Raw genomic sequence first — 4,698 nt, forward strand, 5'->3', positions numbered from 1 at the left:
GAAATACTTCGCGGGGGTCCGGGGGTGCGACACCCCCGGTGCGCGGCGGGGCTGTCTCAGTAAAAGCTCTGGGGGTCGACGTCGACGGCCAGCCGCATTTCTCCCTTCATGGGGACCTGCGCGATCCAGCGAGACAGCGCGTCCTGCAGGGGGGCGGACTTTTCGGCCTTTACCAGAAGCCGCACCCGATGTCGCCCGCGCACCCGGGCGATGGGGGCCGGCGCGGGGCCGAAGACCTGCGCCCCGATGGCGCGCAGCGGCGCGTCCCGCCGCGCCAGCGCATTGCCCGCGTCAAAGACCTGCGCCGCGTCCGGCCCGCTGAGGATGATGCCCGCCATCCTGCCGAAGGGCGGCACCCCGGCCTGCTGGCGCGCGGCGGCCTCGGCCTTCCAGAACCCTTCCTCGTCCCCGTCCAGCACCGCGCGGATCACCGGGTGATCGGGCTGATAGGTCTGCAGCAGCGCGGTGCCCGGCGCCTCGGCGCGCCCCGCGCGCCCGGCGACCTGCCGCATCAACTGGAACGTCCGCTCGGCGGCGCGCAGGTCCGACCCCATCAGGCCAAGGTCCGCGTCGATCACACCCACCAGTGTCAGGTTCGGAAAGTTATGCCCCTTGGCCACCAGCTGCGTCCCGATCACGATTTCCGCCGCACCGGCGGCGATCTGCGCGATCTCGGCCTTGAGCGCACGGGCGCTGCCGTACATGTCCGAGCTTAGCGTTGCCACCCGCGCCCCGGGCCAGAGCGCGGTGGCCTCCTCCCCCAGCCGTTCGACCCCCGGCCCCACGGGGGCAAGCTTTCCCGCCACCTCGCACGACGGGCAGGCTTCGGGCATCGGTTTACTTTCACCACATTGGTGGCAGATCAGCCGCGCGAGAAACCGGTGTTCGACCATCCGCGCATCGCAATGATCGCAGCCGATCTGGTGCCCGCAGGCCCGGCAGAGCGTCACCGGCGCATAGCCGCGCCGGTTGATAAACAGCATGGATTGCTCGCCCCTCTCCAGCCGCTCGTCCACCGCGCGGCGCAACGGGTCGGAAATCCATCGGTTCGCGGGCAGGCCTTCGCCGCGCATGTCCACCGCTTCCATCCGGGGCAGCACCGCTGCACCGAACCGGGATGTCAGTTCCAGCCTGCGGTATTTGCCGGTCTCGGCGTTGGTCCAGGATTCGAGGCTGGGCGTGGCGGAGGCGAGCACCACCTGCGCCCCGCAGATCGACGCGCGCAGCACCGCCATGTCCCGCGCGTTGTAAAGCACCCCGTCTTCCTGCTTGTAGGATGTGTCATGTTCCTCATCGACGACGATAAGACCCAGATCGCGGAACGGCAGGAACAGCGCCGAACGCGCGCCAATCACAAGCTGCGCCTGACCCTGCCCGACCATGCGCCAGATCCGGCGGCGTTCCGTCATCGTGGCGCCCGAATGCCATTCGGCGGGTTTGGCGCCGAAGCGTTCCTCCACCCGGGTGAGGAACTGTTCCGTCAGGGCGATCTCAGGCAGCAGCACCAGCGCCTGCCGCCCCGCGCGCAGGGCCGCGGCCACGGCTTCGAGGTAGACTTCCGTCTTGCCGGAGCCGGTGACGCCGCGCAGCAGCGTGGTGCCATAACGCTGGGTGGCCACGGCCTCGGAAATCGCGCGGGCGGCAGCCTCCTGATCAGGCGACAGGACCTTGCCCGGCAAGGCGGGATCGAGCCGTGCGAAAGGCTGGTCGCGGGGGGAATCCTCTTCGACGACCGCGCCCTGTGCCGCCAGCCCCTTGATGACGCTCGCCGTCACGCCCGCCATCTCCGCCAGTTCGCGCTGGGTGAAGGAGGACGCCTCATGCTCTTCCAGCACAGCCAGCACGCGGCGGCGCGCATCGGTCATCCGGTCGGGGATACTGTCGCCCAGGCGGTAGACCTTGCGCATCGACGGCGGATCCCCCAGCCCCGGTGCCCGGGTGGCCAGCCGCAGCATCGCGGGCATGGGGGTGAGCGTATAGGCGGCGACGCGGGTGAGAAACTCGCGCATCTCTTCGCGCATGGGGGCCGCGTCAAGCACCCGGTAGACATGGCGCAGCTTGTCCGGATCGTAATCGCCCGCAGCCGGGCCCCATACCACGCCCAGCACCCGGCGCGGCCCCAGCGGCACCTCGACGAAGGCACCGGAATGGCAGCCGCCTTCAGGCGCGCGGTAATCCAGCGTGCGGCCAAGCGGCTGCGTTGTCAGCACCGCAACAGCGTGCCCCGCCGGAAAGAAAGTATCGTGGGTGTCCAAGGGCTCTGCCGGTCGTGTTACGGTGGTTCGGGGATTTCAGGGTTTCAGCATCGCAGATCATGCGATAAAGCCAAGGCAACGGATATAGACCCTCCTGATCCCGATCCAACCCTGCCAATACAACCCTGAAGGACAGCCCGATGAAATTCTTCGTGGACACCGCCGAAATAGACGCCATCGCCGAACTCAACGATCTGGGCATGGTGGACGGCGTCACCACCAACCCCTCGCTCATCCTGAAATCGGGGCGCGATATCCTCGAAGTCACCAAGGAGATCTGCGACCTCGTGGACGGCCCCGTCTCTGCCGAGGTGGTCGCGCTCGAATCGGACGCGATGATCGCAGAGGGGCGCAAGCTGGCCGAAATCGCCGACAACATCACCATCAAGCTGCCGCTGACGTGGGACGGGCTGAAAGCCTGCAAGGTGCTGTCGGGCGACGGTCACATGGTCAATGTCACGCTTTGTTTCTCGGCCAATCAGGCCCTGCTGGCGGCGAAGGCCGGTGCCACGTTCATCTCGCCCTTCATCGGGCGGCTGGACGACATCAACCTCGACGGCATGGATCTCATTCAGGACATCCGCACGATCTATGACAACTACGGGTTCGAAACACAGATCCTCGCCGCCTCCATCCGTTCGGTCAACCACGTGCTCGACGCCGCGCGCATCGGCGCGGACGTGATGACCGCGCCGCCCGACGTCATCAAGAAGCTGGCCGCCCATCCCCTGACGGACAAGGGGCTGGAGCAGTTCATGAAGGACTGGGAAAAGACGGGCCAGAAGATCATCTGACCCCGCGGGGGGCACCGTCCTCCGCCGCCCGCAGCACAGCAGCCCGGCCCGCACCGAGGCCGGGGGCGCCCCCCTGCACCGCCATTCGTCCGCCCCGTCGCGGACCATTGGCCAAGCACATTATCGCAACAACAGGTCGCTTTTTGTCTGCCGTCGCCGCGAGGGGGCAGATTCCACCCGCGCGACGTGCTATAGGCCCCGAAACAAAAAAGAGTCAGTGATGAGCAGCAACTCCAAGATGGACGACAGCCTGCGCGAGGCAATCATTTCGCGTCCCGACGTGATTCTGGATGACAGCGATGTCATGCAGGCGCTCATCGCGGCCAATGAAAAGGCCATGGGCGGCAATATCGTGGACCTGCGCGGCATCGCGATGGAGCGGCTCGAGACGCGGCTGGACCGGCTGGAGGATACGCATCGCAACGTCATCGCCGCCGCCTACGAAAACCTCTCCGGCACCAACCAGATTCACCGCGCCATATTGCGGATGCTCGACCCGGTGGAGTTCGAGACCTTCCTGCGCGATCTGGGCGGCGACGTGGCCGATATCCTGCGTGTGGACGCCGTCAAGCTGGTACTCGAATCGGTCCAGAACGACAGCGACCCCGCCGTGCAGCGGCTGGGCGAGGTTCTGAGCATCGCTGAGCCGGGCTTTATCGACGATTATCTCACCCAAGGCCGGGGCGGGAACGTCCGGCAGGTCACGCTGCGCGGCGTGCAGGACGGGTCGGAGCAGATCTACGGCGAAAAGGCGGACTGGATCCGGTCCGAAGCCTGCCTGAAGCTCGATTTCGGCGCGGGGCGCCTGCCCGGGCTTCTGGTGCTGGGCACGGAAGATCCGCATATGTTCGGCCCGCAGCAGGGTACCGATCTGCTGGTGTTCTTCACCGGCGTCTTCGAGCGGGCCATGCGCCGCTGGTTGTCGTGAAACCGGCGACAGCGCCCACGTTCATTTCCGCCGCGGCACGGGATGCCTTGCAGAACTGGCTCGCCCATGAGCGGGCCCTGAAGGGCGCTTCCGACAACACGATCACCGCCTATCGCGGCGATCTGGTCGATTTTCTGGCCTTCATCACCGGCCACAAGGGGGAGGCACAGGGCCTTGGCGCGCTGGCGCGCCTTGGCATTTCAGACATGCGCAGCTGGATGGCCCACACCCGTGGCGGGGGCGTGGGGCCACGTTCCATGGCGCGCAAGCTTTCGGCAGTGAAGGCATTCTACCGCTGGCTGGCAGAGCGGGAGGGGTTCGAGCCCACGGCCGTGTTGTCCACCCGCGCGCCGAAGTTCACCCGCAAACTGCCCCGCCCGCTCGCGGTGGATGCGGCACATAATCTTGTCGACACCGTCTCGCATCAGGCGCGCCTGCCTTGGGTCGCGGCGCGGGACGTCGCCGTCGTCACCCTGCTGTGGGGATGCGGGCTGCGTATTTCCGAGGCGCTGGGTCTGAAAGGATCGGACGCGCCGCTGCCCCAGACGCTGCGCATCCTTGGCAAGGGGCAGAAGGAACGCAACGTGCCGGTGCTTCCGGCGGCCCGTGCGGCGGTGGACAGCTATCTCGCCATATGCCCGCATCCGCTGGAAAAGGACGCCCCGCTCTTTCGCGGGGTGCGCGGCGGCGCGCTGGGGCCGAGGGCCATCTCGCAGGCCAT

Annotated in this window: 4 protein-coding genes; 3 read left to right on the forward strand and 1 reads right to left on the reverse strand. The window is 67.2% G+C overall.

Going from position 1 to position 4,698, the window contains the following annotated elements; genetic code table 11:
* Nucleotides 1–56 precede the first annotated feature (56 nt).
* Nucleotides 57–2,255 carry a primosomal protein N' gene (locus A3764_RS07290; protein WP_067951396.1) on the reverse strand — a complete coding sequence of 733 codons (2,199 nt, stop codon included), beginning with the start codon at nucleotides 2,253–2,255 and terminating at the stop codon, nucleotides 57–59.
* Nucleotides 2,256–2,395: 140 nt separating this feature from the next.
* On the opposite strand from A3764_RS07290, the gene fsa reads away from it, so the two are divergent.
* The 3 genes from fsa to A3764_RS07305 form a co-directional block, all read left to right on the forward strand.
* Nucleotides 2,396–3,049, forward strand: coding sequence for a fructose-6-phosphate aldolase (fsa, locus tag A3764_RS07295; RefSeq protein WP_067925220.1), 654 nt, complete (start codon nucleotides 2,396–2,398; stop codon nucleotides 3,047–3,049).
* 220 nt (nucleotides 3,050–3,269) lie between these two features.
* Nucleotides 3,270–3,977 (forward strand): DUF484 family protein, encoded by a 708-nt coding sequence (locus tag A3764_RS07300; RefSeq protein WP_067925217.1) that lies wholly within the window; start codon nucleotides 3,270–3,272, stop codon nucleotides 3,975–3,977.
* The coding region (locus A3764_RS07305; RefSeq protein WP_067951398.1) for a site-specific integrase at nucleotides 3,974–4,698 on the forward strand (725 nt) is incomplete at its 3' end. The genes A3764_RS07300 and A3764_RS07305, both read left to right, overlap by 4 nt.

Source organism: Sulfitobacter sp. HI0129 (assembly GCF_001635395.1).
GTDB lineage: Bacteria > Pseudomonadota > Alphaproteobacteria > Rhodobacterales > Rhodobacteraceae > Sulfitobacter.

Excerpts from the sequence above, each read along its gene's own strand:
- fsa (WP_067925220.1), top strand. The coding sequence starts at position 2,396 with ATGAAATTCTTCGTGGACACCGCCGAAATAGACGCCATCGCCGAACTC.
- A3764_RS07300 (WP_067925217.1), top strand. The coding sequence starts at position 3,270 with ATGAGCAGCAACTCCAAGATGGACGACAGCCTGCGCGAGGCAATCATT.